The 26643-nt window shown below is 64.1% G+C and carries 22 protein-coding genes; all 22 read right to left on the bottom strand.

Annotated features, from left to right (window positions below):
* Positions 1-35 precede the first annotated feature (35 nt).
* The 22 genes from thiS to prfB all read right to left on the bottom strand — a co-directional run bounded on the left by thiS (position 36) and on the right by prfB (position 26642).
* Positions 36-236, bottom strand: coding sequence for a sulfur carrier protein ThiS (thiS, locus tag IPP68_10700; protein MBL0350823.1), 201 nt, complete (start codon positions 234-236; stop codon positions 36-38).
* Positions 233-955 carry a ZIP family metal transporter gene (locus IPP68_10695; GenBank protein ID MBL0350822.1) on the bottom strand — a complete coding sequence of 241 codons (723 nt, stop codon included), beginning with the start codon at positions 953-955 and terminating at the stop codon, positions 233-235. Before IPP68_10695 ends, thiS begins: the two co-directional genes overlap by 4 nt.
* On the bottom strand, positions 952-2748 hold the full coding sequence (locus IPP68_10690) for an ABC transporter ATP-binding protein (GenBank protein ID MBL0350821.1): 1797 nt from the start codon (positions 2746-2748) through the stop codon (positions 952-954). The genes IPP68_10695 and IPP68_10690 overlap by 4 nt, the downstream gene beginning before the upstream one ends.
* The gene (lpxB, locus tag IPP68_10685; protein ID MBL0350820.1) at positions 2745-3878 is read right to left on the bottom strand and encodes a lipid-A-disaccharide synthase; all 1134 of its coding nucleotides are present in this window, start codon (positions 3876-3878) and stop codon (positions 2745-2747) included. Before lpxB ends, IPP68_10690 begins: the two co-directional genes overlap by 4 nt.
* Positions 3879-4574, bottom strand: coding sequence for a Gfo/Idh/MocA family oxidoreductase (locus IPP68_10680; GenBank protein MBL0350819.1), 696 nt, complete (start codon positions 4572-4574; stop codon positions 3879-3881).
* Positions 4571-4873, bottom strand: a complete 303-nt coding sequence (locus tag IPP68_10675; protein MBL0350818.1) for a Gfo/Idh/MocA family oxidoreductase — start codon at positions 4871-4873, stop codon at positions 4571-4573. The genes IPP68_10680 and IPP68_10675 overlap by 4 nt, the downstream gene beginning before the upstream one ends.
* The gene (lpxI, locus tag IPP68_10670; protein MBL0350817.1) at positions 4874-5680 is read right to left on the bottom strand and encodes a UDP-2,3-diacylglucosamine diphosphatase LpxI; all 807 of its coding nucleotides are present in this window, start codon (positions 5678-5680) and stop codon (positions 4874-4876) included.
* Positions 5681-5702: 22 nt separating this feature from the next.
* A complete protein-coding gene (gene lpxA / locus IPP68_10665) occupies positions 5703-6548 on the bottom strand; it encodes an acyl-ACP--UDP-N-acetylglucosamine O-acyltransferase (GenBank protein ID MBL0350816.1) in 846 nt (281 codons plus the stop codon).
* Positions 6545-6961, bottom strand: a complete 417-nt coding sequence (gene fabZ / locus IPP68_10660) for a 3-hydroxyacyl-ACP dehydratase FabZ (GenBank protein MBL0350815.1) — start codon at positions 6959-6961, stop codon at positions 6545-6547. Before fabZ ends, lpxA begins: the two co-directional genes overlap by 4 nt.
* 67 nt (positions 6962-7028) lie before the next feature.
* A complete protein-coding gene (gene lpxC / locus IPP68_10655; protein ID MBL0350814.1) occupies positions 7029-7970 on the bottom strand; it encodes a UDP-3-O-[3-hydroxymyristoyl] N-acetylglucosamine deacetylase in 942 nt (313 codons plus the stop codon).
* Entirely contained in the window at positions 7931-8953 is a 1023-nt protein-coding gene (lpxD, locus tag IPP68_10650; protein MBL0350813.1) for a UDP-3-O-(3-hydroxymyristoyl)glucosamine N-acyltransferase, read from the bottom strand. The genes lpxC and lpxD overlap by 40 nt, the downstream gene beginning before the upstream one ends.
* Positions 8954-8963: 10 nt before the next feature.
* Positions 8964-9635, bottom strand: coding sequence for an OmpH family outer membrane protein (locus tag IPP68_10645; protein ID MBL0350812.1), 672 nt, complete (start codon positions 9633-9635; stop codon positions 8964-8966).
* 87 nt (positions 9636-9722) lie between these two features.
* Positions 9723-12038 carry an outer membrane protein assembly factor BamA gene (bamA, locus tag IPP68_10640; protein MBL0350811.1) on the bottom strand — a complete coding sequence of 772 codons (2316 nt, stop codon included), beginning with the start codon at positions 12036-12038 and terminating at the stop codon, positions 9723-9725.
* Positions 12035-17380 carry a translocation/assembly module TamB domain-containing protein gene (locus tag IPP68_10635; GenBank protein MBL0350810.1) on the bottom strand — a complete coding sequence of 1782 codons (5346 nt, stop codon included), beginning with the start codon at positions 17378-17380 and terminating at the stop codon, positions 12035-12037. The genes bamA and IPP68_10635 overlap by 4 nt, the downstream gene beginning before the upstream one ends.
* A gap of 64 nt (positions 17381-17444) precedes the next feature.
* A complete protein-coding gene (locus tag IPP68_10630; GenBank protein MBL0350809.1) occupies positions 17445-19946 on the bottom strand; it encodes an ATP-dependent Clp protease ATP-binding subunit in 2502 nt (833 codons plus the stop codon).
* Positions 19947-20080: 134 nt separating this feature from the next.
* A complete protein-coding gene (gene ilvE / locus IPP68_10625; GenBank protein MBL0350808.1) occupies positions 20081-20944 on the bottom strand; it encodes a branched-chain-amino-acid transaminase in 864 nt (287 codons plus the stop codon).
* Between the two features lie 70 nt (positions 20945-21014).
* On the bottom strand, positions 21015-21704 hold the full coding sequence (locus tag IPP68_10620) for an ABC transporter ATP-binding protein (GenBank protein ID MBL0350807.1): 690 nt from the start codon (positions 21702-21704) through the stop codon (positions 21015-21017).
* The gene (locus IPP68_10615; GenBank protein ID MBL0350806.1) at positions 21701-22933 is read right to left on the bottom strand and encodes an ABC transporter permease; all 1233 of its coding nucleotides are present in this window, start codon (positions 22931-22933) and stop codon (positions 21701-21703) included. Before IPP68_10615 ends, IPP68_10620 begins: the two co-directional genes overlap by 4 nt.
* Before the next feature lie 57 nt (positions 22934-22990).
* The gene (lysS, locus tag IPP68_10610; protein ID MBL0350805.1) at positions 22991-24481 is read right to left on the bottom strand and encodes a lysine--tRNA ligase; all 1491 of its coding nucleotides are present in this window, start codon (positions 24479-24481) and stop codon (positions 22991-22993) included.
* A gap of 51 nt (positions 24482-24532) precedes the next feature.
* Entirely contained in the window at positions 24533-24907 is a 375-nt protein-coding gene (locus IPP68_10605) for a response regulator (GenBank protein ID MBL0350804.1), read from the bottom strand.
* Positions 24908-24959: 52 nt separating this feature from the next.
* A complete protein-coding gene (locus tag IPP68_10600) occupies positions 24960-25400 on the bottom strand; it encodes a hypothetical protein (GenBank protein ID MBL0350803.1) in 441 nt (146 codons plus the stop codon).
* A gap of 122 nt (positions 25401-25522) precedes the next feature.
* Positions 25523-26642, bottom strand: a protein-coding gene (gene prfB, locus IPP68_10595) for a peptide chain release factor 2 (GenBank protein ID MBL0350802.1) whose coding sequence is annotated in 2 segments (ribosomal slippage) — positions 25523-26584 and positions 26586-26642 — 1119 coding nt in all. Because the reading frame shifts where the segments join, the coding sequence is not laid out codon by codon here.
* Position 26643 lies beyond the last annotated feature (1 nt).

The raw sequence follows: 26643 nt of genomic DNA, 5'->3' as shown, positions 1-26643 counted from the left end.
TCCTTGATTTTAACTTTTCGGAAGGGCCGCGAGGGTCAACCGCCGCCGATCATTTGAACAATTTCGATTTGATCGCCTTCGCGAAGGGCGGTGGCGCCGTAGTCGGCCCGCCGGACCACCGCGCCGTTCACTTCACAAGCCAGCCGTCCCGGGGCCAGGTTCAAAGCCGCCAAAAAATCCGCCAGGGTGGCCACGGACGCCACGTCCTTCTCTTCGCCGTTGACCTGGAGTTTCATGGGTGAGGGAGCGTGGCGCCCGCGATCATGCCCAGGGCCAAAAAGGCCCAGCACCACGGATCGCGATTGCGGTGAATCCGCGGCAAAACGTCGGCCATGCTCACATAAAGGAAACCGCCGCCGGCCAACCCCAGGAGCACCGCCAGCCCGGGACCCGTGGCCCGGGGCCCCAAAACGCCGCCGATCAAAACCCCGAGCGGAGTCGCCAACGACAACACGCCGGAGAGGCGCCCCGCCCGGCCCGGGGCGTGGCCCGCGCCCAAAAAGAGGGACGACAGCGTCATGCCGTCCGAAAATTTGTGGACGACCACCGCCAAAGCCACCGCGGTGCCCAGGGTTTGGGAGGATTGAAAAGCAAAGGCGATGGCCAATCCATCGGCCAAGCTGTGGAGGAAGAGGGCCGCCAGGGCGCCGTAGCCGACGTGGTGCCGCACGCAATGCTCCGCCACTTCGCCGCAAGCGTGAACCACGGTGAATTCCTCCAGGACAAAGAGCCCCCCCAGGGCCGCCAAAACCGCGCCGCTCGCCCACCGGGGATTCATGCCCCAGGCTTCGGGCAGAAGATGCAAAAAGGTCATGGCCAAAAGGACGCCGCTGCCGAAAGCCAGGATGCGCCAAAGATGGGCCTCGGCCCAGGCGGGGCGGCGCAAAATCAATTGGGCGCCGCCCAAGGTGGCGCCCACGGAAACGACGGAAAACAGCAGAGGCGCGACGGTCATCGTTCGAGCAGCTGCAATTCGTAAAGTCGCCGGTAAATCCCGTCTTTGGCCAGGAGTTCGGCGTGGCTTCCGGTCTCGGCGATTTGGCCGTGCTCTAGGACCACGATGCGCGTCGCGTTTTTGACCGTCGCCAACCGGTGGGCGATCACCAGAACCGTGCGATTTTTCATCAACCGTTCCACGGCCTCCTGGACCAGTTTCTCGGATTGGGCGTCCAAAGCGCTCGTGGCTTCGTCCAAAACTAAAATGGGCGGGTTTTTCAATATCGCGCGAGCCAGGGCCAGCCGCTGTTTTTGACCGCCGGATAGGAGAACCCCCCGCTCGCCGATCATCGTGTCCAACCCCTTCGGTTTATCGCGGATGAATTCCCAGGCGTTGGCGGCCTGGGCCGCGGCGATGATTTCCGCCTCGGTGGCGTCGGCCCGCGCGTAGGCGATGTTGTGGCGGATGGTGTCGTTGAAAAGAACCGTTTCCTGGGTGACCAAACCGATCTGTCGGCGGAGACTTTTAAAACTCGCGTCCCGCAGGTCCACCCCGTCGATGCGCAGGGCCCCGGACCGGGGGTCGTAAAAGCGGAGCAACAGGGCCGAAAGCGTCGTCTTTCCGGAACCCGAAGGGCCGACCAGGGCGACGATTTCCCCCCGCCGGACCGTGAGCTGGATGTCTTTCAGCACGGGCTGGTCCGGGCGGTAGGCGAAGGACACCCGGTCGAAGTCGATCCGGTCCGCGAAAGGCGCCAGGTCCGTCGGGTTCGGTTTTTCCACGACGGTGGGCCGGGCGTCCACCAACTCAAACATCCGTTCGGCGCCGGCGAAGGCCAACTGCAGCGTCGCGTTGGACCGGGAAAAATTCTTGACCGGCTGGTAGAGGGAGAGGGCGCTCCCGATGAAGGCGAAAAAAGCGCCCGCGGTCCACACGTGATTGACCACGTCTTTTCCCCCGAACCACAAAATAACGCCCATGCCGATGGCCCCCAAAAATTCCATCACGGGGCTGGAAAGGGATTCGACGCGGGCGTTCCGCATGTAGATGTTGAAGTAGGCCCGGTTCTCCGCTTCGAAACGGGCCTTCTCGTAATCCTCCCGTTGAAACGCCTTGACGACGGGCGCGCCCGCGATGGTTTCCTGAATCAAGGTGTAGAGGTCCGACATTTTGGCCTGGCCCTGGCGGGACGTCTTGCGCAGGCTTTTGCCGAACCGGGCGATGAGGTATCCCGAAACCGGCAACAACGAGAAGGCGATCAACGCAAAACGCCAGTGCAGGTAAAACAGGAACCCGGTGAGGGCCGCGACCGTGAGGCCGTCCCGGACGATCATGATGGGAATTTTGGTCAGGGCGTTTTGAACCAATTGGGCGTCGTTGGTCAACCGGGCGATGACCCGGGCGGAATCGGTTCCGGTGTAAAAATCCAGGGAGAGGTTGTGAATGTTGTTGTAGGCCTCGTCCCGAAGCTGCTTGACGATGGCCTGGCCGATGTAGGCGGTCACGTAATCGTGCACGTAGGAGAGGGCCGCCTTGGCGAAATAGAGCAGGAGGACCAGGAGGACCGTGTCGGCCAGCATGGCGAGGTCCCGGTCCAGGAGGGCCCGGTCGATCACCTGTTTTAAAATCCACATGGCGCCCGCGGTCAGACCCGCCACGCCCGCCATGGCGGCCAGAGCCAACGCCAGTCGGGGGCCGTGGGGCTTGAAATAGGGCAGAAGGCGGCGGGCCACGAGGGAGGCGGAAGGGTCTTTGGCCGTCCGCTCGTCCACCAGGGGTCCCTTGGAGATCAAATCGTTGATGCCGCTCACGACCGCGCCCTTTCCGCCTCGGCCTTGATGGCCTCGGCGGCCCGGCGGGCCGCGCCGGCGCCGCCCAGGGAAACCCGAAGAGCCAGGAGATCCCGGCGCATGCGCCGTCGGTGGGAGGCGTCGTTCATAATTTTCTCCGCTTCCGCGGCCAGGGCGTCCGGGGTCGCGGCCGATTGTATTTTTTCGGGCACGATTTCCCGGTCGGCGAGGACGTTGGGCATGGCGATGTGCCGAACTTTGACCAGGGCCCGGGCCAGGGCGTAGGTCACCCAGGAGGTTTTGTAAACCACGACCATGGGGAGGCCCAGGAGCGCGTTTTCCAATGTGGCGGTGCCGGAACAGGTGAGGGCGAGGTCGAGCCCGGCCCGCCATTGGTATTTTTCATCCCGCACCAATTCCATCAAATAGGGTCGCTTCGCCCGGCCGCTTAAAAAACCGTCGTAAAAATCGTTGGGAAGGTTCGGGGCGGCGAAAAGCACGAACCGAAGGCCGGGCCGCCGGGCGGCCAGGCGGTCCGCCGCGGCCAGGAAAAGCGGCAGGTGGCGCCGCACTTCCGACGGGCGGCTCCCGGGGAGAAGCCCGATCACGGGCTCCACGCGGAGGGGCGGGTTGGCGTCGGGTTCGGGCACCGCGTCCAACAGGGGATGGCCGACAAAAGTGACGGGCACCCCGGCGTCGCGGTAGATCTTTTCTTCGAAGGGAAAAAGCACAAGCATCCGGTCGATCACGCTTTTCAAAATCCCCACCCGCCCCGGGCGGCTGGCCCACACCTGAGGGCTCACGTAATAAACCACCCGTCGGCCCGCGTCCTTGGCGGCCCGGGCCACAAAGCGGTTGAACCCGTAAAAATCCGTCGGCACCACCACGTCCGGCGACCCGTCCTTCAAAAACGGGCGGAGAGTGCCTTCCAGGATTTTGGCGAAGCGCGGAATTTTTTTGAGCGGCTCCAAAAACCCCATGACGCTTTCGGCCACCAGATCCAGCAGAAATCGATCGGCCACGGCCCGCAGGGCGGGCCCGCCCAGAGCGGACACCTCGACGCCCGGCCAGAGGGTTTTCAGTTCCCGGGCCACTTCGGCCGCCCGCTCGTCCCCCGAGGGGTCCCCCGCCACAAAGAGAACGCGGGCCATTTAAAGAGAATGCAACCGCAGGGAACGGCGGATTTCGAGGGCCAGCTCCAGGGCGTCCCGCCCGTGGGACCCGCTCACGAGCGGCGCCTTGCCTTCCCGCACGCACTGAAGGAAATGGCGGAGCTCCGATTCCAAGGGGTCTTTCTTTTCCAACCGCGGCCGCTGCACCGCGATGTCCAAAAGGCTTTTGATTTCGTCTTTTTTCTTCCGGTAGATTTTAAGGCTCCGCTCGGAGTAATCCAGCGACAGGTAGGCGTCCTTTTGGAAAACCCGGATCTTTCGGAATTTTTTGAGGCTGACCCGGCTGGCCGAAATATCCGCCCGGCAGCCCCGGGAGAAAAACAGGGTGGCTTTCACGATGTCCTCGTGGGCGGAAAGCACGCGCCCCCCCACGGCGTCCAGGCGGACAACTTTGTCCTGGGCCAGGGCGAGGACGATGTCGATGTCGTGGATCATCAAGTCCAACACGACCCCCACGTGGGCCACCCGGGGGTCGAAGGGGCCCAGGCGGGAGGCTTCGATAAAAAGGGGATCCTTGGCCTGCCGGGCCATTTCCACCACCGCGGGGTTGAACCGTTCGATGTGGCCCACTTGCAGAACCAAATTCTTCTGCCGGGCCAGTTCGATGATCTCCTCGGCGTCCTCCACCCGTTCGGTGAGCGGTTTTTCAATAAAGCAATGCCAACCGCGGTTCAAGAACGACTTCGCCAGGGAAAATGGGTCGGCGTGGGAGCGGCAACAACCACCGCCCGGGTATCGGCGGGAAAATCCTCGGCCCGGGCAAAGGCCTGGGTGCCGTGCTCGGCCGCCAGGGCCCGGGCGCGGGCCAAATCCGGGTCAGCCACGCCCACCAAACGGGCGGCGGGCAAACCGGAGAGCAGCCGCGCGTGGTGGCGGCCCATGTTGCCGACGCCGACCACGCCCACGGACACCCGGTCCGCTTCGGACACGGTCGGCTCCACAACCGCCGGTTTCTTGGAGGAAAACAATCCCATTTAAACTTCCTTCACGCCGACCACCACGAGGCCCGCGGCGTCGGCCCGCTTCAAAAATTCTTCCCGGTCGAAAAACAGGGTTTTTCCCGCCTCCACCGCCAAGACCGCCCCCCGGGCGGCCCCCAGGGCCTCCACGGTGCCGAGGCCGACCACGGGCACGTCGAACCGAAGGTCCTGCCGCGGCTTGGCGACTTTGGCCAGAGTGAATCCGGCGGCGTGCTCGCCCGCCCGGCGGACGCAGGCGTCGGTGCCTTCGATGGCCTCGACCGCCAGGACGGCTTGATCTTTCACGCAGACCGACTGGCCCAAATCCAGTCCGGCCACGGCCTTCGCCGTCCGAAGCCCGAAGGCGATGTCTTTTTTTTGGTCGCTCGAAGGGTTCGCCCGGGTCAAAACGCCCGCCGGCGCCAATTGATCCGCCAGGTAGACCGTCGACGAGAGGAACCGGACGCCGTGCTTGGCGAACTCGTCCGCCACGGCGCCCAAAATCGTGTCGGTTTTCTTGTCCGGCAGGGTGGCGATGAGCTTGATGGCCGTGGCGTCCAGGTGGCGGAGGTCGAAGACGCTCACGTGCTTGACCTGTCCGGCCATGACGGCTTCGTCGGCGCCCGCGTCCCGAAACACCCGAAGGGTTTTTTTGATCTGGCCCAGCTTGAGCCAGTGAAATTGATCGACCAGGGATTCCAGGGACGGGTCGGTTTCGCCCTCGATGGCGGCGACCACCACGGGGCGTCCCCGTCGCCGGGCTTCCCGCGCGACCAGCAGCGGGAATTGGCCGTTCCCGGCGATGAGACCGAGGGGGTTCAGGGGAGCGGGGCGGCCCGGCGGTTCAGAAGAACCCTTCCGTGGCGTCCTCGCCGTCGGCCGATTTGGGCGCCGGGCGGCAGAGGCCCCGGTGGGAGGTTTTTTTCAGGAACTCCAGAAACACCTGGACTTCGGCCGGCCGCTCCGTTTTTTCAATGGCGGCGATGGCCTCGGCCAGGGGCAATCCCATGCCGAAAACCGTCCGGTAGGCGGTTTTAATGGCGGACAAAGCGTCCCGGGAGGTCCCCCGGCGGCGCAGGCCGACCACGTTCAAACCGACGATCTTGGCCCGGTCGCCCTGCACCATGCAAAAGGGGGCGACGTCGGCGGGCACCATGGACCCGGCGCCGATCATGGCGCCGGCGCCGATGCGGGCGAATTGGTGAACGCCCACCAGGCCGCCGATGAAGGCCCCGGGGCCCACTTCCACGTGGCCGGCCAGGGTGGCCGCGTTGGCCATGATGACGCCGTCGGCCAAGATCGCGTCGTGGGCCACGTGGCAATAGGCCATCAAAAGACAGTTGGACCCGACCACGGTTTCGCCCGCCGCGGCGGTGCCCCGGTGGATCGTCACGCATTCCCGCACCGTGGTGCGGGCGCCCACCCGGGCCCGGGTTTTCTCGCCTTTGAATTTAAGGTCCTGGGGCTCGGTGCCCACGAAGGAATGGGGGTGCAGTCGGCATTCCTCGCCGACGGTGGCGAATTCCACCACCGCGTGGGCGCCCACCCAGGTTCCGCGCCCCAACTCGACGTCGGGACCGATGACCGCGTAGGGATCGATTTTGACCCCCGCGCCGATCTTGGCGGAGGGGTGGACGACGGCCGTGGGATGGATCCCGGCGGAGGACGGGTCGCCGGCGGGGGAGTTCATTTGGCTTCCTGTTTATCGACGATCGCGAACATGAATTCCGCTTCGGTCACGATTTCGTTCTTCACGAAGGCTTCGCCGCGGCATTTGCCCACCCGGCCGCCCCGCAGCACTTCCACCCGAAGTTCGAGTTGATCGCCGGGCACGACGGGCTTGCGAAACTTGACCTTGTCGATCCCCATAAAGAACGCCAACTTGTCCTTGAGTTCGGGTTTCGACAAAAAGAGCACGCAAGCCGACTGGGCCATGGCTTCCACAATGAGGACGCCCGGCATGATGGGACGCCCGGGGAAATGCCCCTGAAAAAACGGCTCGTTGGCGGAAACGGATTTGAAGCCCGTGATTTTCTTCTCGGGTTCGGTGATCGTCGCCGTGTCGATCATGAGGATCGGGTAGCGGTGGGGGATGGCCCCCATAATTTCGACGGTGGTGAGGGTGCGGGGCGCGACGTTGTCCATGGGAAAGAGTCCTCCGGGATTTAAATCAGTGATTCGACGTGACGGCGGTCTGGGACGGCGCTTCGCCGGTCATCTGCGCCGCCAATTTTTTGACCAAATTGACGTTGTGTCCGTGGCCCACGCGGTGGGCTTTGATGCGCGCCTTCAGGGGCGCGCCCAGCAAAAAGAGGTCGCCGATCAAGTCGAGCGTTTTGTGCCGAACGAATTCGTCGGGATAGCGGAGGGATTTTTCCTTGTTGTGGATGCGGTCCATGCCGACCACGACCGCGTTGTCCAGGGACCCGCCCCGGGCCAAACCCTGCCGCTTCAACGCCTCGACTTCGAAATCGAAACAAAAGGTCCGGGCCCGGGAAATCTCGTTCAGGTAGGATTCGCGCGTCACGGTGAATTCCCGGCTCTGCTCGCCGATGAGCGGGTGTTTGAAATGGATGCTCGTTTCGATGATCAACTCGTCGGCCGGTTCGACTTGGTAATGGGTTTCGCCGGCCGCGTAATCCAAGGGGTCCGGCTGAAAGAACGTCCGGAGCTCGGACAGCTCCGTCACGCCGGCGGCGTCCAAGGCGTCCCAAAAAGGCCGGGCGCTGCCGTCGGCCACGGGCGGTTCGTTGGCGTTCACTTCAATCACGGCGTTGTCGATGCCCAAGCCGTAGAGCGCCGACAACACGTGTTCGACGGTGTGCACCCGGGCTTCGTGGTTCTTTTCCCCGTCGAGGCTCAAGGTGGTGCCGCGCACGACGCTGGAAACGATGGAGTGGTGGGCGGGCAGGCGGGGTTTCCCGGGAAGGTCCGTGCGGACAAAAACGACGCCGTGCCCCGCCGGGGCGGGTTTAAAAATCAAATGGCATTTGTTGCCGGTGTGGAGGCCGACGCCTTTGTACACCGCCTCGCGGGCGATGGTGCGTTGGCGTTCCCCGGTGGAAAAGAGTTTCACGCGGGCGGATTCCCCTTCTTTTTGAATTCGCGCCATTCCTCCAACACGGCCGGAAGACGGCGGAGGGCGGCCTGACATTTCAGCTCGTCGCGGATCGGCTGGGCGGGAAGACCCCAGAGGACTTCTTTGGGGGTTTTAAGGGACTGGGTCACGCCGCCCCGGGCCGCGACGATCACCCCGTCGGCGATGCTGAGGTGCCCCGCGACGCCGACCTGGGCGGCCAGGGTGACGTAGCGGCCGATTTTAACGGACCCGGCGATGCCGGTCAAAGCGACGATCAGACAGTGCTCCCCGATCTCCGTGTTGTGGGCGATTTGCACCAAGTTGTCGATCTTGGTGCCCCGGCCGATTTTGGTCACGCCCACCGCCGCGCGGTCGATCGTCGTGTTGGCCTGGATTTCCACGTCGTCGCCGATCTCCACCGTTCCCACCTGGGGGATCTTGTAGTGTTTGCCTTCGTGAACGGTAAAACCGAACCCGTCGCAACCGATGACGGCGCCGGGCTGAAGGATCACCCGGTCGCCCAGGGTCACCCGTTCGCGCAAGGTCGCCCGGGGGTAGATCAGGCAGTCGCGGCCGATGCGGACGTCGAACCCCACGTAGACGTGGGCATACAACACGCTGTTGTCGCCGATCACCGCGCCCTCTTCCACCACGGTAAAGGCGCCGATGGTCACGTTTTTCCCCACCCGGGCGGTCGGAGCCACCTGGGCCGTCGGATGGACGCCCGCCGGTCGCCGGGTGCGGTCTTTTTCCAAAACCTCCAAGACCCGGGCCCAACCGTAGGGGGGGTTCTTGACGACGACGGCCGGAAGCGAGCCCGTCTCCACATCCGGGGACACCAGGACCGCCCCGGCTTTGGTCGTTTCCAATTGGGACCGGTATTTGGCGTTCCCCAGAAAAGTGATGTCCCGGGCCGTGGCTTCGCCCAACCCGGCCGCGCCCTCGATGACCGTGGCCCCGTCGCCGCGAACCGCCCCGCCCGTCAATTCCGCTATTTGCGATACCGTTAGTTTCACGTGAGGATCCTCAAGGTTTTCCGTCGTCCGGAAGCCCCCGCAAACGCCGGGCCAAGGGTTCCGTCAAATCGATGGCGCTTTGGCCGTAGAGAATGGCCGATTTATCAACCACCAGATCAACGCCCTTTTCCTGGGCCAACTGCACGAGGGTTTTGTACAAAGCGCCCAAAATCTGAACCGATTTCTTTTCTTCGAGTTCCTTCAACTCCCGAGCGGCCGAGGCCCGGGCCGCGGCGATCTCCTCGCGCTTTTGGCGTCGTTCCGCTTCCCGTTCCTCCGGATCCGGAGGAGCGGGCGGGGCGACCGCGGCCGTCCCCGTGGAAGCCGCGGGCGGGGTCAATTCCAGGGGCAAGGAGAACAATCCGGTGGACACCGCCGGGGGCGTCGAGGTCCCGCCCACGGGGCCGGGTCCGTCCAAGGAAGCCAATTCCTTTTCCCGGGACGCCAATTCGGAACGCCGTTTTTCCAGAGCCTTGTAGTAATCCGCCCGGGCCTTCTGGGTTTCCGGATATTCCCGGAAAATCTTGTCCATGTCCACGAAACCGACGCGGGTCGCCTGGTTGGTGCCCCGTTTCAAGGGAATCTCGAGGGACCGCAAGGGGGCCCCGGCCGTCGCCAGGAATCCGGCGACCGCGAAAAAGACGACGTGGAAACGTTTCCAATGGGATTGGGCGGACAACAAAAGATCCTCCCCCGTACGGGGCGAAACCGCTTTAAAACGCTGATTTTACACTATTGGATCGGGGCTGTCCACCGCCGAGGAACGGGGTTAAAAAATGTTCCCGATGGTGAAATAGAACTGGCTCAGGGGTTGGCCGGGCAAATGGTTCAGTCCGTAGCCCCAGTCCAATCGGATGGGAAAGACCGGGGTTTTGAAACGAACGCCGAACCCGACGCCCGACCGCATTTGGTTGAGGCGGCTTCCGATCCCGAGGTTGACGTCCCGGTTGCCCGCCCAGCTGCCACCCACGTCGGCGAAAAAGGCGCCCTGGAGAATGGTCCGGTGACTTTCCTGGACGATGGGGAATTTATACTCGGCGTTGTACACCATGTAGGTGTGGCCGCCGTCGACGCCCACTTCGCCGATGTCGTAGCCCCGCACGGTGTCGACCCCGCCCACGCGGAACAATTCCGAAAAAGGCAGCTCTTTGCTGGGCGGGAATTCTTTGACGAACGCCCCCCGGACGGAAAGCGTCAGAACGAATTTCCAAAAGGTCGGGAAATAGCGCGCCACCGACAGTTCGGGCTTGTAGAAATTCAAATCGCCGCCGAAGGGCCCGCCGGCCACTTCCACCGTGGCGCTGTGCCGGCCGCCCCGGGACGCGTCAAACACATTGTCGCGGGTGTCCCACACGACGCCGGTGGTGACCGCGGATTTGATGTCGTCCGACGGGGCGATGTTGTTGGCGGGGTCGTCGTTGCCGATGAATTTGGGTTCGATGTCGAACACCCGGACCCGCTCGTAGTTGTAGTTTTCGATCAGGGACAGTTCGTCCGAGAGGCGGGGCCCCAGGCGCAGGCCGAACCCGCGATTTCCCTTCTTGTAGGCGAAGGAATCGTTCTGGAAGGGCAGGGTCCGGACGGTGTCGAAGAGGTCGACGCCGAAGCTGACGGGCTTGTTGAGGAACCAGGGGTCCGTCCAGCCGATTTCGTAATTCTGTTTTTTCCTCCCGAATTCCCACATCAAGTTGAGGCGCTGACCCAAGCCGAAGAGGTTGATGTGTTGCACCTGGAGGGTGCCGACCACGCCGTCCAAACTCGAAAAACCCGCGCCGGCGGACAGGATGCCGGGCTTGCCTTCCTTGACGGAAAACACGACGTCGGCCAGGGAGGGCGACCGGGGCTGCTGGATGTCGACCTGCACGTCGTCCAAAAAGCCCAAATTGTAAATACGTTCGACGGAACGCCGCATTTTCCCCGCCGAAAACACGTCGCCGGGCTTGAGCAGCACCTCGCGGCGCACCACGTTTTCCTTGGTGTAGGTGTTGCCGTCCACGTAAACGCGGTCCACGTAAACGACCGAACTTTCGACGATGGCGAAGGTGACGTCCACGGTGCCCTGGGAATCGTCCACGGGGTGGGTCACGGTTTGGGGATCGATTTCGGCCCGCAAATACCCCTTGTCCGCGTACAAGTCCTGGAGCGACCGGAGGGATTCGTTCATCCGGGATTGTTCATACAGTTTGCCCGACCGCAGGGCGACGGCCTTGGCGAGTTCCGCGTCTTTGTAAAGCGTTGCCCCGGCGAAAGCGATCCCGCCCACGGTGTAACGCCGGCCTTCCCGGACGCCCAGGGTCAAGGTCACCCGCGTGTGATCCTCGGAGAACGTGCGGCTCGAGGCGTCCACCTGGACCTCCAGGAACCCCTGGTCCCGGTAGGCTTCGATCAGGTGATCGATGTCCTCTTTGTAAGTGTCTTCCTTAAAAACTTTTTTGCGGCGGGTTTTTTTAAGCCGTCCACGAACCTTCCGCGCCGTCATAAACCGGTTTCCCTCCACGCGGACCGCGTCCACCAGCACGCGGTTCCCCTCGGTCACGAAGAAGGTCAAAATGACTTTGTTGGTCCGGGGATTCAGCGAAACGTAGGACTCCGCCTGGGCCTCGGCGTAGCCCTCCTCGCGGTATTTGGCCACGATTTTTTGGACGTCCTGGCCGGCTTTGAATCGATCGTAGGGTTCGTCGGACTTGGACGACAACTCTTCGCGGAACTTGCTGTCGGAGAGCCGGCGGTTTCCCTTGAAATCGATGCGGCGAACCACGGGGCGTTCTTTGATTTTGAAAACCACCCGGACCTTGGGCGCGCCCTGGGCCGTTTTTTCCCCCGGAACGTCTTCCAGGGAAACCTCGACGTCGTCGTACAGGCCGGTTTCAAACAGGCGGTCGATGTCCGCCCGAAAGGCGGGGTCGGTCACCGTGTCGCCGGCCTTGGCTTTCACTTTGGAAAGAACCGTCCGGGAGCGAAGGAAGCGGTTCCCTTCCACCCGAAGATCCTTGATCACGGGATCGGCGTCGGCCCGCAGGCGTCCGAAGGACCCCAGGACCAACGACAACATCATCAGCACGCACCAACGGTTCGTTCGCTTCATGGAGGCGGTTCCTTCGGAATGGATTGGCGCCGGGGAAGCCCGAACCGCCATTGATTTTCCAACGCGATCCGCCGGTTGGGCGGTTGCCCCAGCAATTTTTCCGAGTCCAGTTCCGTGCTGGCCCGCAAGTGAAGGCTTTTGGCCACGCGGTAGACCAGTTCGATTTCGTCCCGGAAATAAAATTGATTCTGCGCTTCGTCCAGCTTCACTTTGTAAACCCCGAACAACCGGTCGGTCAGGCGAATGCGGGCCGACGCGCCGGCCCCGCGCAAATAGGTGGCCAAATCCCGGGCCGGGGCGGCGGTGGCGGACGGGCTTTGGGTCGGGCTCAAAGGGGAAGCGGACTCGGTCGTCTCCGGGGGCTCGTAAATCGTGTTGATCATATAAATTCCGAAGTTTTGAGCCAACCGCGTCGCCAGGGGGGCCGCGCTCGCCCCCACCAACTGAACGAGTCCGGCCCGAAAAAGTTGGTCCCGGTCGGACTGGGAAAGCTGATCCTCTCCCGAAAGCCCCAGGGCCCGCATGGCCACCCGGTCCGATTTTAGGCCCGGACTGTTGCGGGAAATGAAGCGCGGTTGGATTTCCCCCAACCGGGCGCGGTCCACCACCATGGTGACGACGTCGTCGTTGGCGAACCCCCGGGCGTCCACCCCGGCCACGGTTTTTTCCGCCACGCCGGAAATGTACGGGTAGACGCCGTGCGTGAGGCCGGGGCGGGTGTCGGTCTCGACCTCGAAGGCGCCTTGGGTCACGATGAAGTTTTGCCCCAAATAATTGATGACCCCTTGGCGGGCGCCGATCTTGCCGTTGGCCAACCAGGCGCCCGGCCGTCCGGCCAGGGCCAGGTTTCCGTCGATTTCCACGTTGACGTATTCGTTGCGGTACCAGGTGTCCTTCCCCGTGTGAAACCGGACGTCCCAGGCCGCTTCGCGCCAGAAGTCCCGCCAAAACCGGGGGCCCGGCACCCGGTGAAAAGCGCCCTTGGCGGGGGGGTAAGTGAACTGGGAATTGTTCAACGTCACGTCGGCCGTGATCACGTGGCGTCCCTGGGGACCGGTCGCGTGAAGGACGAAGATCGGTTCCCCCCGGGAAACACCCTTCAGGGATTCCTGAAAAACGGGCAGCCGGCTGAACACGGGTCCCGGCGGCACGGACAATTGGGGGACTTCCACCTCCACGCCCCGGTCGCCCAGGGTTTCCAGCCAGAGGTTGTACACGGGGGGCGCGTCGCGCGGAAGGAGGACGTCGCCCCGCAGGACCGCCCGGCCCGCGCCGATCCGGGCGGCGCCGGACTCCACCATCAACCGGTCGTCCACGAGCAATAGTCGCACCCCCAAATCCTTGACGTGCCGGGCGTAGGCCCGGTTGGTCAATTGGCCGTCCCGAATCTCAAAGTATCCGGCGGAACGGAGGCCGCCGTTCTTGGATTCGACGTTCAGCTCTCCGGAAAACGCTCCGCGGGCCTTTTTGCAGGTGGGCCACATGTCCTGGAGGATTTTCAATTCGCCGTCCTGGAGCCGCAGGTGCGCTCCGACGTCCCCGCCCCCGGACGGGTCGCCCGCGGCGGGACCGTGGGCTTCGCCCGTCAACAAATAACCGTTCGAACGGGCCACGCGCAGATCGCGCACCGTCACGGTGGATCCGGACCAGGCGACGTCCGCCTCCAGGCGGTCGTAGGGGACCGGCCCCAGTCGGCCGTCCCGCCCCCGAATCTCGGCGTCCAGACCCGGATCGGCGGGCGTTCCCCGGCCGCGAACCCGCGCGTTCCAACGCCCCGTCACGGGCCAGTCCAAATTGGCGATGGCCACGAGGGTCTCGGCCTCCATGCCCACCGCGCGGAGGTCGAAATCCCACCGGCGGGGACCCACCTCGCCGGACATCCACAAACGCCGAACGGAGCCCTCCCAGAGCGTCAAATCCTCCAAACGCGTTTGGGGCCAGTCGGCCAAATCCATTCGTCCGGTCAAATAGGGGGCCTCCCCGGACAACGGCTCGAATTCCAGGTTCCCGGGCGTCCAACGGATTTGCGCGAGATCGCGATCGACCCATTGCTGGTTGACCCACAGGGAACGGGCCGTCAGACGGGCGGAAATTTCTTGAGGGTCGCCGCGCCAAGCGCCGTCGACGGCCACCGCGCCGAAAAAGGTCAGGGGGCCCGCGTGAATGTTTCGGGCGTCGGCGACGAATTGGGCCCGCTCCCCGCCGGACGGGCCGGGAGCGAGGGTTCCCCCGGGCCGGATCTTTAACGACCCCTCGGGGGTGCCAAAGTCCGCCTGGCGGACGGTCCAAACCCGGTGGACGCAATCCGCTCCGATGGTCCATTCGATGGTTTCGCCCCGTTGAAGGTTCCCCGACGCGCGAAATTGCACCTCGGGATCGTCCATCGTCCCGCGACCTTCCACGCGGCCGGTGGCGCGACCGTCCCAGAGATTATCGGGGACGACGGCCGTGAGAACGGGCCCAAGCCGCAGGTCGTTAAAATCCGCCGACCATTGGGCGGCGGGCGGAGCCCCGGTCGTTGAAAACACCACTTCGCCGCGGGCGGTGGCCCCGCCGCCCGAGCCCAACCGCACCGAGGCTTTCGAAACGCTGAGACGGTGATCGGACCACGCCGCGGTCGCCTCGATGTCCACGCCGACGGATTTCCATTGAGCCCCGTTCACGGAACCCTGGAGCTCGACCCGGGGGTCGGCCCACGTTCCCGAAAAACGGGCCAGGGCCCGCCCCCGCCCCGGGACGACGTCCGAACGGCGAAGGAGGGGCGAGCGCACACCGACCGGAAGCAATTCGGCCCAACGGGCGTTGTCCAAGGAGGCCCAACCGTTCAGGAAGCCCCCGGCCCTTTCCCAGCGAAGTTCCCCCCGGAGGCCCGCGCCCGATTGAAAGGGCGCCACGGAACCGCCGGATCGGTCGGCGTGGAAACCCGCGCGGATCTCGCCCAACCCGATGCCGTCCCAGGACAACCCGGGCGAAATCGCCGTCCCCGTCCATCGGCCCCGATCGAGGGCGCCCGACACGACGGCGCTCCCGTCCCAGGCGCCCGCCGCGCGAAAATCGGCGGCCCGAAGATTCGCGCGCCAGGCCCAACGCGCCGGAGCCTCGCGGGTCCATTCCCCGTCCGCGTGGAATGCCCCGGACGATTGACGCAGATCCAAACCGTCCAACAAGATTTTCGAATGATCGAGAAAAAACACCCCGGTGGCCCGCCGGAATTCCACGGGCCCCCAGCGGCCGTCGGTCCACTGAAGATTGCCCCAGCCCCGCGTCTCGTCCAACGGGGCGCCGGGCGCCCCGGAGAGGGACAACTGCCCTTCCACCGTTCCGGACAGGAAACCCGCGCCGGACCAAAAATCGAAGGCCCGGGCCGCGTCCGTCTTGTTGAAGGTCGCCGACAATTGCCACCCCCGCTCCGGAATCCAGGCCCCGTCGGCCGTCACCGTGTCGTCCCAGGACAACCGCGGCAACCGGAGGTGTCGGCGGCTCCCGTGAAATTCCATGTCCGCCGCGTGAACGGCGCCGCCCGGGCGCCAACGAACGCCTTGGAGTCGGACGCCGCCTTCAAAACGGGGTTCGTTCAGGGGCCCGGTCAAAGCGCCGTCGGCGGAGAGCGTTCCAACGACCTCGGGGAATCGCCGAAGGATGGGCGGCACGTCCCGAAGGGGAAAGGCCTCGAGCCGGGCCCGCAGGTCCCAGGCCGCGGGATCTCCGGTCAACCGGCCGTTGCCCTCAAACGAAAAACCTTCCGGCGCGGCGTAGGCCAACCGATCGATCCGCCAGCCCCCGGAGGAGACGTCGACCGCGGCCACAAAACGCCCGCCGTCGCCCAAGGCCCGAAATCCGTCCTCCCGCAGGGACAGGTGGCCGGAAACGGTTTCCGCCCGATGGTGGGCCCCCCAGCGAAAATTTTCGACGGCCCAAGCGCCTTCGCCCTGCACCGGCCATCCGCCGGACACCGCCTCGGAACGTCGGCCGAACACGAATTGCCCGCTGGCCCGGCCGCCCACCTCGGGCCAACCGTTCGCCCCCGCCCAAACCCCCAAATCCACGTTTTCCGCCACCGCGGTCCAGGACGACACGGCGACGCCCGTGGACGGCGCGGGGGCCTCCAACGAGATCGTTCCCCCGCAGATCGCGGCCCGCCCCCCGAACCGACCGTCGGCCCACCGGGCCTCCACGCGAAGCGGCGGCAACGAGACCCCGGCCAACGTCCCTTGGTCCAAGGCGGCGGTCCCGTCGATTTTGGGGTGGACCCAGGGCCCGGCCCAACGGCCCGAAACTCCCAAGCGGCCCCCCAGAGGCAAATTGCGCCACAGGCCCCCGGCCCCGGCCTTGACGTCGGCCAAATCCAACCCGCCGCTTTCAAAGGAGAAATCCACCGTTCGCTGGTCGCGCTCCCAGGGACGGAGAACGGTCCCCGTCAGGGTCAACGTCCGCCAAAGCTCCAGACGGCCGACCGAAAGCCGGCCGCGATCCATTCGGGCTTGAAAACTCACGGGAATGCCCCGCGTCTCCACCGCGCCGCCTCCCCCGGGAATCCGGGGCCACCAACGGGCTTCCCGGGCCTCGGCCTCCACGTCCCAATCCGTGAGCGCCACGCGCCCGGCCTTGTCGGTCCCTCCGGTTCCGGCCCGGGCTTCAAATCGGGCCCGGACCAGGACCCGCCCCGACCCCGTCCATCGGCCCACGGCGGGCGGGAGAGCCCGGGTCAAAAATTCGGCGGGCAAACTCTCCAAGAGGACGCGCGCCGTCCCGACGGAAAGTCCCCCGCCGCCGTTCTTGAGAACGCCCGAAACGGCCCAGGCGCCGGGGTCGCCCACGCCCCGAAGGTTCCACGTCCATTGGTCGGCCGCCAGGTCGACCCCGCCGGCCACGTCCGCCAAACGAATCGGCGATTCGCCGACGCGATCCCATAGCAAAGCGCCGTGAATGCAATGGATCGAATGGCGCGGAAGGCGGGACCACAAATCCGCGGGCCAAACCAACGGCCCGCCGGTGGACGTCCAGCGAACCACGGGGACCTCCACGTCGGAACGCCCCAGGGAAAAAAAGAGCCAGGACCAGGGGGTTTCTTCGGTGACGGCCGTGTAAAACGTCCACCGACGGCAGGCGAAGAGAGGCGCGTCCGGGTCGCCGACGCGAAGATTTTCAACGGAGAAATGAAGGAGGAAGGGAGAGAGGCGAACGGCGTCGGACCGCACGGGTCGGCCGAGGGCCTGGGACAAAACCGATTCCAATTTGGATTTTAGCCAGCGCTGGGCGCGCGGAACCCCCGCGCCCCACCAGAGGGCGAAGAGAGAAACACTTAGGAGGGCGAAAAAACCGCCCCGTTTTCGCCAACGCATGATTGAGCCCCGTCGGGGGCGTTCGGACGCTCGCGGCGCCCGCCCCGGTCCCGCCGGGGACCGCTTATCCGCCGCTCTTGACGGCTTTTTGAGGAGGGGTGGTGGAGAAGGAGAGCTTCTGGCCTTGGGAATCCAAATCCACGAAAACCGACGTCCCCGCCGCGATCTTCCGCGAGAGGATGTCCTCGGCCAGGGGGTCTTCCAGAAGACGCTGAATGGACCGTTGCAGCGGCCGGGCCCCGTAATTGGGGTCGAACCCTTTGTCCACCAGGAACGCCCGGGCCTCTTCGGTCAGATCGACGGTGAAACCCTGGACCGCGAGTTTTTTGGAAACGCGGGCCAGCATGAGGTCCAAAATCTTCCGGCTGTCTTCCCGGGTGAGAGGATGGAAAACGATGATGTCGTCCAACCGGTTCAAAAATTCCGGGTTGAAGGCTTTCTTGACCTCTTCCATGACGGTGTCTTTCATGGCGGCGTAGTCCTTGGCCGCGTCCTCCTGCACGAGGAAGCCCAGGGATTTCCCCTTGGAAATCAACCGCGCCCCGACGTTGGAGGTCATGATGATGACCGTGTTTTTGAAGCTCACCCGGTGGCCCAGATTGTCCGACAGGGCGCCGTCGTCCATCATTTGGAGCAGAATGTTGAAGGTGTCCGGGTGCGCTTTTTCGATCTCGTCCAAAAGCACGACCGAATAGGGTTTCCGACGGACGGCCTCCGTCAATTGGCCGCCCTCTTCGTACCCCACGTAGCCCGGGGGCGCGCCGATGAGGCGCGACACCGCGAATTTTTCCATGTATTCCGACATGTCGATGCGGATCAAGGCCTCTTCGTTGCCGAAGAGGAATTCCGCCAGGGCCCGGGCCAATTCGGTTTTTCCGACGCCGGTGGGGCCCAGGAAAATGAAGCTGCCGATGGGTTTCTTCGGATCCTTCAAACCGGTTCGGCTTCGCCGGATGGCCTGGCTGATCGACACGATGGCTTCCTGTTGGCCGATCAGGCGCTTGTGGAGTTCGGCTTCCATGTGGATCAGCTTTTCCTGCTCGGTCTCGGTCAATTTGGTGGTGGGGATGCCGGTCCATTTGGAGACGACGGCGGCGATGTCCTCGCCGACCACGACGGGCACCGTGGCGTCCCGTTTCTCGCGCCAATTTTTGCGCGCCTCTTCCATCTGCCGGCGCATTTCCTTTTCTTTGTCGCGCAGCTTGGCCGCTTTCTCGTATTCCTGGGCGGCGATGGCGGCTTCCTTGTCCTTGGTGACTTTGTCGATCTCCCCCTCGCGGTCCTTCAATTCCTGGGGACGCTGGGTGACTTGAAGCCGCGAACGGCTGCCGGCTTCGTCGATCAAATCGATGGCTTTGTCCGGCAGGAACCGGTCGGTGATGTAGCGGTCGGACAATTCCGCCGCGGCCGAAAGCGCCGAATCCTCGAACTTGACCTTGTGGTGGGTTTCGTAGCGGTCTTTGAGGCCCTTTAAAATCTTCACGGTGTCTTCGACCGACGGCGGGTCGACGACGATGGGCTGGAACCGGCGTTCCAGGGCCGCGTCGTGTTCGATGTACTTCCGGTATTCGTCCAGGGTGGTGGCGCCGATGCACTGGAGTTCGCCCCGGGCCAGGGAGGGCTTCAGCATGTTGGAGGCGTCGATGGCCCCTTCGGCGGCGCCCGCGCCGATCACCGTGTGAAGCTCGTCGATGAAAAGGATGATGTGATTTTTCGCGCGGCGGATTTCTTCCATGATGTTTTTGAGCCGCTGCTCGAATTCGCCGCGGTATTTGGTGCCGGCCACGACCGCCGCCAAATCCAGGGTCATGACCCGCTTGCCCTGGAGAAGTTCGGGGGCTTCGTCGGAGGACAGGCGCTGGGCCAGACCTTCCACGATGGCGGTCTTGCCCACCCCGGGGTCCCCGATCAGGACCGGGTTGTTCTTCGTGCGGCGGAGCAAAATCTGGATGACGCGCTCGATTTCGGTTTCGCGGCCGATGACGGGATCCAGCTTGCCGTCCTTGGCCATCAGAGTGAGATCCCGGCCGAATTCATCGAGGGTCGGGGTTTTCGATTTGGTCCGGGCCGGGGTTTGGTGGTGCGCCGGGGGTTGGGAACCGCCGGGAGCGCCCTGGGCGCCGGCTTGTCCCTCGCCCAAAAGCGAGATCACTTCTTCGCGGACGACGTCCAAACGAACGCCGATGTTTTCCAGAACGCGGGCCGCGACGCCCTCCTCTTCCCGAATGAGCCCCAGGAGGAGGTGTTCGGTGCCCACGTAATTGTGGCCCATGTTCTGGGCTTCTTCGACGGCCAGTTCCAACACTTTTTTGGCGCGGGGGGTGAAGGGGATTTCGCCGAGGAGCATGACGTTGTCCCCGGTGCCGACGATTTTTTCGATTTCCGCGCGCACGCGCCGCAAGTCGACGCCCAAGTTGGCCATCACCTGGGCCGCCACGCCTTCGCCCAGGGCGATCAGCCCCAACAGCAAATGCTCCGTGCCCACGTAGTCGTGGTTGAGGCGTTTGGCTTCTTCCTGGGCGATCAGAATGACTCGTTGCGCGCGTTCGGTGAATCGGTTGGACATCTCGACCTCCGCGATCGACGGCTGTTTCGACTTCGCTGAATTCTAGACCCTTTTCCGGGGGCTGTCAATTTCAACTTCGGCCGGAACCCGCCTTTACTTGAACGCGCCCCGGGGCCGAAAGTTCCCGACGGAAATTAAATCGGCGTCCCCTCGCGGGCGGCCAATTCCCGGAACGCCTGGATGAGCTTTTGCGTTTTCGGGCCCGGACGGCCCGCGCCGATGGTGCGGGCGTCGATGCGGACCACCGGGATGACTTCCGCGGCCGTTCCCGTCAAAAAGACCTCGTCGGCCGTGAACAGGTCGAAGGGCGTAAAGAGCATTTCCTCGGGCGCGAGCCCGGCGACGGACGCCAGGTCCCAGACCACGGCCCGCGTGATGCCTTCCAGGGCCCCGGCCACCGTGGGCGGCGTCACCAGGCGGTTGCCTTTGATGAAAAAAATGTTGTCCCCCGTGCATTCCGCCACGTAGCCTTCCAGGGAGAGCATGATGGCTTCCCGGGCGCCCGAGAGGCCGGCTTCGATCTTCGCCAGAATGTTGTTCAAATAATTCAGCGATTTGATGTTCGGATTGAGCGCCTGGCTGGAATTGCGCCGGGTCGACACCGTGTTGACCTCCAAACCGTCGGTGTAGCATTCCGGCGGGTACAGGGCGATGCGGTCGGCGATGATGAACACCGTGGCCTTGGGACACTTCTTCGGGTCGAGGCCCAGATCGCCCACGCCCCGGGTCACGACCAGGCGGATGTAGGCGTCCCGCAAATTGTTGGCGCGCAGAGTGTCCAGGACGGCTTTTTCCATCTCCGCGATGGGCAGGCCGATTTCCAACACGATGGCCCGCGCCGAGCGGTAGAGGCGCTCCAAATGTTCCTTCAACCGGAACACCCGGCCGTTGTAGGCGCGAATGCCTTCGAACACGCCGTCGCCGTAGAGGAGCCCGTGGTCGAACACGGAGACCACGGCCTGTTCCTTGGGAACCAAGCGACCGTTCAAGTAAATCATCAGGGAGGTCCCCCCCGGAAGGGAGGCGGCGGTTGTTGCGGACTGGGTTGGAACGGTCACGTTTTCTCCTTCACCGGGCGGGTCCCGGAACCGGGTCGGCCAAGCGGCCGTCCACCAGTCCCAGCCGCCGGTCCATGTGCGCGGCCAACGTTTCGTCGTGCGTCACCACGATCAAGGTGGCGCCCCGGGCGCGCGCTTCCTCGTTCATCAGGGCTTCCACCTCGCGGCCGATGCCGCGGTCCAGATTGCCGGTGGGTTCGTCGGCCAACAGCAAAGCGGGTTCGCCCACCAGAGCGCGGGCCAGCGCGGCGCGCTGACGTTCGCCTCCCGACGCGTCCGCCGGACGGTGGTCCAGCCGGTGCCCCAGGCCCAACCGGACCAGCAGGTCCCGGGAGCGGGACGCCGCTTCGTCGGGAGACCGCCGTCGGATGAGAAGGGGAATCATAACATTTTCGAGGAGGGACAAATCCGGCAGGAGGTGGTGGAACTGGAACAGAAAACCGATCTTTTCGTTCCGCCAGCGGGCCCGCTCCGCCACGGAAAGACCGCCGACGTCCCGTCCGAAGAGGCTCAGGGTTCCGGCGGTGGGCGGGGTCATGAGACCCAGCACGTGAAGGAGGGTGGATTTCCCCGCCCCCGACGGGCCCCAAACGCAGACCCGCTCCCCCGGGCGCACGTCGAAGGCCAAGTCCGTCAGCACCGGGACGGCGCCGAAACGTTTGCCCAGCCCTCTCGCCGACACCGCCGGCGCGTCGTTCATTGGCGCACGGCCTCCAGGGTGTCCATTTTGGCCGCCGCCCGGGAGGGGTAGAGGGTCGCCACCAGCACGATGACCATGGAACAGAGGAGGACCAGGAACACGTCGGAAGGGACCACGCGGACCGGCAGTCGCTCCACGTAGTAAACGTCCGCCGGCAGTTTGACGAATTCGTATTTCTTGAGAAGCCACGAAATGGAGAGGCCCAGGGCCGTGCCCGCGGCCGTGCCGAAAGCCCCCATGAGCAGGCCCTTGAGCAGGAAGATCCGCTGGATCATGCCGGGGGTCGCGCCCATGGCTCCCAAAATGCCGATTTCCCGGGTGCGCTGGGCCGTGACCAGCAGCAGGTTGGACAAAATGGTGAAGGCCGCCACGAGCGTGATCAAGGCCAGGATCAGGAACATCACGATTTTTTCCAGGCGAAGGGCGGCGAAGAGCGGCCGGTTGAGGGCCAGCCAGGAGCGCACAAATCCCAGGGAGGAGAATTTCGCCTGGAGCTTCATGGCCGGTCCCGTGAATTCGTCGGCGTCTTCCAGCCGGACGCCCAGGCCGGTCAAGCGGCCGGGAAGACCAAAAAGGGTTTGGGCGGACCCCAGGCCCATAATCAACAGCGACGAATCGTAGTCGTAGAGCCCGGTTTCGAGAATCCCCGCCACGGTGTAGGCCGATAGATCGGGCAGAGAGCCCAGGCCCGCATCGCCGCCGTTGGAGACGGCGAGAACGATCCGGTCGCCCAACCCCGTTTCGAGCCGCGCGGCCAATTCCTTCCCGAGGAACACCGGGGGCGGGTTGCCTTTGGCCGGCGGACGGCCGAGTTCGGCCCAATTCCCAATGACCAACCGTTTGTCCAACCCCGTGACGCCGGGTTCCCGGGCGGGGTCGACGCCCTTGACCACCACGCCCTGGGCGCCCTGGGCGCTGCGAACCAGGGCCTGACCCAAAACAAAGGGCGACCAGGCGACGACGTCCTTCACCCCGGAAAAGCGTTCTTGGTAGTCGGCGTCGGGCAGGGTGCCGTTCCCCGGCGGCTGAATCAATAGGTGCGGTTGGGCCCCGAGGATTTTGGCCCGGATGTCCTCCCGAAACCCCGTCATGACGGCCAAGGTGGCGATCAAGGCGGCCACACCGACCGTCACCCCCGCGATGGCGATGGCCGAGGTCAGGCTCCCCCCCAACGTGCGGCGGGACCCCCGCAGGTACCGGAAGGCCAAGAAAAGTTCGAGGGATTTCATCGGGCGACGCCCCGCGCTGGACCGTCGGAGAAGGGGCGGCGCCTCATGGGCGGCGGGTCAAGAGGGACGGAGAAGCGGGAAGAGGATCACTTCCCGGATGGAATCGGTTTCGGTCAAAATCATGGTGAGGCGGTCCACGCCGATGCCGAGCCCCCCGGCGGGCGGCATGCCGTGCTCGAGCGCGATCAGAAACTCCTCGTCGGCCGGCATGGCTTCGTCGTTGCCGGCTTTTCGTTGGCGGGCCTGTTCCTCAAAGTGTTTGCGCTGAACGTCCGGGTCGTTTTGTTCGGAGTAGGCGTTGGCCACTTCCTCGCCGCAGATGAAAAGCTCGAACCGTTCGGCGATTTCCGGGGTGGCGGGGCTTTGCTTGGCCAGGGGCGAGAACACGGCGGGATAGCCGTAGACGAAGCTGGCCGGGGGCACCTTGGACAAAATCCGCTCGTCCAGGATGGCTTCGAAACATTTGGCCTCCGGGGCGCCTTCCACGTCCAGTCCCACCTTCGCGGCGGCGGCTTTCCAACTTCCGTCCCGGCAAATGGCCCGGTAGTCCAAGCCCAACTTCGTGAATTCTTCTTCGACGGAAACCCGGGCGAAGGGCTCCGCCAGGGCCACCGTTTTGCCCCGGTAGGAAAAAGAGAGCCGGGCGGGGTCCGCCGGGGGCGCGCCTTCCACCGGGGCACGGGGAACGGCTTTGATTTTGCGCGCGGCGTTGCGGATCAACTCCTCGGTCAAATCCATCATGCCGTTCACGTCCGTAAAGGCCTGATAAGCCTCCAGGATGGTGAACTCGGGGTTGTGGCGGGTGTCGATCCCCTCGTTCCGGAAGGCGCGGCCGATTTCGAACACGCGCTCCAACCCCCCCACGAGGAGGCGCTTTAAAAAAAGTTCGGGGGCGATGCGCATGAACAGCTCCATGCCCAAGGCGTGGTGCTGGGTGACGAAGGGCTTGGCCGCCGCGCCGCCGGCCACGGCCTGCAGGATGGGGGTTTCCACCTCGATAAAATTCTTTTGGAGAAGGACCTCCCGCAGGGCGCTCACGATGCGCTGGCGGTCCAGAAAACGCTCCCGGGCTTCCGGGTTGCTGAACAAATCGACTTCCCGCCGGCGGTAGCGGATTTCCACGTCCGTCATGCCGTGGAATTTTTCCGGCGGCGGGCGAAGGGCCTTGGCCAGGAGGCGCCAGCTTTTAACGTGGACGGTGATTTCGCCGGTGCGGGTGCGGAAGGGCGATCCCTCGACCCCGACGATGTCGCCGGAGTCCACGGTTTTCTGGAAAGCCAGAAAGGCGTCGGGGAGTTCGTCCTTCTTAAAATAAATTTGGATTTTCCCGGACAAATCCTGAAGGTGGGCGAAGATGGTTTTCCCCATGTCGCGGCAGGTGACCACCCGGCCGGACACGGCCACGGGTTCGTCGGCGTGGCCGCTGGGGGGCAGGTCTTTGTGGCGGGCCAGCACGTCGGCGGCCGCCGAAACGCCGTCGAAGCGGGTGGGGTAGGGATTCACGCCGTCGGCGCGGAGCGCCGCCACTTTGGCCCGGCGCTGGGCCATCAATTCATCGAGCGACGTCGTGCGGGGGGGCGTTTCGGTCACGGAAAAAAATCAGCGGCGCCCGTGTTGGGCGAGGATTTGCAGGACCCGTTGACGAAGGGCCTTCACGTCGAAGGGCTTGGCGAAGAAGTCCGCCACGTTGGTGAATTGGCGGAAGGTGTCTTCCAGGGCGTTTTTGCCGGTCATGACGACCACGGGAATGTCCCGGGTGGCCGTGTCGGCGCTCAGATGGGACACCATGGTGTAGCCGTCCATCTCGGGCATGGACACGTCCATGAGGATCAGGTCGGGGGTTCGTTCGCCCAGCGTGGCCAGGGCTTCGGCGCCGTTTTTGGCGGTGTGCAGGGTGTGTCCGTCTTTCTGAAGAACGGCGACCAATAAATCCGAAGTGGTGTTCTCGTCATCGACAATAAGAAGGTAAGCCATGGGGCTAGTGTATCACGCCCCGGCGGACCTGTCAAAAGCGTTCGCGGGAAGGTCAGCCGGGCTTTTTGTTCTGGGGGAGGCGGTCAAAAAGCTTATTGATCATTTCCGCCAGGCTGTGAAGCTCGTCGCCGTCCCGCAGCTTGATGGGCCGGATGGGCCCTTCGGTTTCCAGGGCTTCCCGGATGGATTTCTCCAGGCGGTACAGGGGGCCGGCGATCTTGTGGGAAATGAAGATGGACAGGATGGGGATGACCACCATATAGATCAAACCGCTGGACAGCATCCAGAGTTGCAGGGAATGCATCGTATCGACCATGCCCGGGGTGGCGTTTTCCGGCTCGATGGTCCGAATGACCAGAAAGGTGTGGGCCTGCATGAGGATGACCATCAAGGCCAAGACCGCGCTGATGATGATGGCGTACTTGATCTGGAGGCGCTTGTTGACCAAGTAATTGCGCCGCATGGCCTTGTAGTTCGGCTGTGGGTTCTCCATCGAATCCTCCTCAATGTGGGCACCGACAAAAGCCCCGCCCTCTCCCCCGGAGGGGAAGACGGCGTCTCCGCAATTATAGGGCGGGTTTGTCCCCTTTGCAAGGGGACGCCCGGCCGCCCCGTTCAATCCGGTCCGGACCCCTTTCGCGGGGGAGCCCCGGACAGCTTCCATTCCAAATACGCGTGAATAAAAGGATTCAAATCCCCGTCCATGACCGACTGGATTTGACTCGTTTCGTAACCGCTCCGAAGATCTTTGACCATTTGATAGGGCATGAACACGTAACTGCGAATCTGATTGCCCCAGGCGATGTCGCCCTTGTCGTCGTGGTGCTTTTCGGTCGCGGCCCGCTGTTTTTCCATCTCCAGGTCGTAGAGCCTGGCCTTGAGAAGTTTCAAGCACATGGCGCGGTTTTTGTGCTGACTGCGTTCGATTTGGCAGGCCACGACGACGCCCGAAGGCACGTGGGTGATGCGCACGGCGGATTCGGTTTTGTTCACGTGCTGGCCGCCGGCCCCGCCGGACCGGAAGGTGTCGACTTTCAAATCCGCCTCTTTGATGTCGATTTCCACGTCGTCGTCGATTTCCGGGATCACGTCGCAGGCGGCGAAGGAGGTGTGGCGGCGGGCGTTGGCGTCAAAGGGGGAAACGCGCACCAGGCGGTGGACCCCGGACTCGGATTTGAGGTGGCCGTAGGCGAATTCGCCTTCCACCAGAAATTCCGCCCGCTTGTAGCCCGCGCCGTCGCCGGGCATGAGGCTGGTGGTCGTCACTTTAAAACCGTTGGCTTCGGCCCAGCGGGTGAACATGCGGAAAAGCATTTCCGCCCAGTCGCAGGATTCCGTTCCCCCCGCGCCGGCGTGGACGGACACGATCGCGTTTTTGGCGTCCATGGGGCCCGACAACTTGGCCTGGAGGGTCAGCCCGTCGATTTTTTTTCCAGCGGCGTCGACGCCCTGGGACAATTCCGCCCATTCGGCGTCCCCGCCCCCTTCCTCGCACAATTCCCGGAGGGCGTCCAGGTCCGTGATCTGGCGCTCCAAACTTTCGTATTTTCCGATGGTGCTTTTAAGGAAGGCGGTTTCTTTAAGGATTTTCTGGGCGGCCTGGTTGTCGCTCCAAAAATCGGGACGGGCGGTCTGGGCTTCGAGGACGGTCAGCTTTTCGCGTTTGTTGGGGACGTCAAAGAAACCTCCCCAGCCGGGCCAGCGATTCGCGGGCGCGGGTCAAGCCTTGGGTCAAT

Source organism: Elusimicrobiota bacterium, assembly GCA_016722575.1.
Taxonomy (GTDB): domain Bacteria; phylum Elusimicrobiota; class Elusimicrobia; order FEN-1173; family FEN-1173; genus JADKIY01.
The sequence above is the reverse complement of the archived record's forward strand: the minus strand, read 5'-3'. Positions and strand labels throughout refer to the sequence as shown.

What these genes read in the sequence shown, in the direction of transcription:
- thiS (MBL0350823.1), bottom strand. Translation starts at nt 236, where the DNA reads ATGAAACTCCAGGTCAACGGCGAAGAGAAGGACGTGGCGTCCGTGGCC.
- IPP68_10695 (MBL0350822.1), bottom strand. Translation starts at nt 955, where the DNA reads ATGACCGTCGCGCCTCTGCTGTTTTCCGTCGTTTCCGTGGGCGCCACC.
- lpxB (MBL0350820.1), bottom strand. Translation starts at nt 3,878, where the DNA reads ATGGCCCGCGTTCTCTTTGTGGCGGGGGACCCCTCGGGGGACGAGCGG.
- IPP68_10675 (MBL0350818.1), bottom strand. Translation starts at nt 4,873, where the DNA reads ATGGGATTGTTTTCCTCCAAGAAACCGGCGGTTGTGGAGCCGACCGTG.
- lpxA (MBL0350816.1), bottom strand. Translation starts at nt 6,548, where the DNA reads ATGAACTCCCCCGCCGGCGACCCGTCCTCCGCCGGGATCCATCCCACG.
- fabZ (MBL0350815.1), bottom strand. Translation starts at nt 6,961, where the DNA reads ATGGGGGCCATCCCCCACCGCTACCCGATCCTCATGATCGACACGGCG.
- lpxC (MBL0350814.1), bottom strand. Translation starts at nt 7,970, where the DNA reads ATGGCGCGAATTCAAAAAGAAGGGGAATCCGCCCGCGTGAAACTCTTT.
- bamA (MBL0350811.1), bottom strand. Translation starts at nt 12,038, where the DNA reads ATGAAGCGAACGAACCGTTGGTGCGTGCTGATGATGTTGTCGTTGGTC.
- IPP68_10635 (MBL0350810.1), bottom strand. Translation starts at nt 17,380, where the DNA reads ATGCGTTGGCGAAAACGGGGCGGTTTTTTCGCCCTCCTAAGTGTTTCT.
- IPP68_10630 (MBL0350809.1), bottom strand. Translation starts at nt 19,946, where the DNA reads ATGTCCAACCGATTCACCGAACGCGCGCAACGAGTCATTCTGATCGCC.
- ilvE (MBL0350808.1), bottom strand. Translation starts at nt 20,944, where the DNA reads ATGATTTACTTGAACGGTCGCTTGGTTCCCAAGGAACAGGCCGTGGTC.
- IPP68_10620 (MBL0350807.1), bottom strand. Translation starts at nt 21,704, where the DNA reads ATGAACGACGCGCCGGCGGTGTCGGCGAGAGGGCTGGGCAAACGTTTC.
- IPP68_10615 (MBL0350806.1), bottom strand. Translation starts at nt 22,933, where the DNA reads ATGAAATCCCTCGAACTTTTCTTGGCCTTCCGGTACCTGCGGGGGTCC.
- lysS (MBL0350805.1), bottom strand. Translation starts at nt 24,481, where the DNA reads ATGGCCCAGCGCCGGGCCAAAGTGGCGGCGCTCCGCGCCGACGGCGTG.
- IPP68_10605 (MBL0350804.1), bottom strand. Translation starts at nt 24,907, where the DNA reads ATGGCTTACCTTCTTATTGTCGATGACGAGAACACCACTTCGGATTTA.
- IPP68_10600 (MBL0350803.1), bottom strand. Translation starts at nt 25,400, where the DNA reads ATGGAGAACCCACAGCCGAACTACAAGGCCATGCGGCGCAATTACTTG.